Origin of the sequence: Bacillus sp. BML-BC051 (genome assembly GCF_019656175.1) — a bacterium.
GTDB lineage: Bacteria > Bacillota > Bacilli > Bacillales > Bacillaceae_G > Bacillus_A > Bacillus_A mobilis.
Genome location: NZ_BPLI01000181.1, coordinates 1 through 300, shown reverse-complemented (window position 1 = coordinate 300; position 300 = coordinate 1). Strand labels below are relative to the sequence as shown.

At 37.7% G+C, this 300-nt stretch carries 1 pseudogene; it reads left to right on the top strand.

What is annotated here, in order from left to right:
- Positions 1 to 209: pseudogene (locus K5S59_RS29855) on the top strand (deaminase); the annotation flags it as partial.
- Positions 210 to 300 lie beyond the last annotated feature (91 nt).

The window sequence follows — 300 nt, the reverse complement described above, 5'->3', positions numbered from 1 at the left end:
TTCAGTTTATTACGGGTGGGAAATCTATATTAGATGATCGAGGAAATCGTCAATGGCCAAAAATTGGGGATGAAGCAAATATCGTCTTTACAGAAGCATCATGTTCAGCCGTGGTAGTAGCAAGACAAACAGAGCGCTGTGCGGTTTTATATCAAGGCAATGTTGTTGCTGGTAGTTTGGAAAAAACGGCTATAAATAATCTTGTTTGAGTGGATGATGGAAATGCAAAATGCGTATTGGTTAACGAATGTACGATTAGAAACAGGTTACAAGTTTAATAATGAAGTAGTTACAGGTACA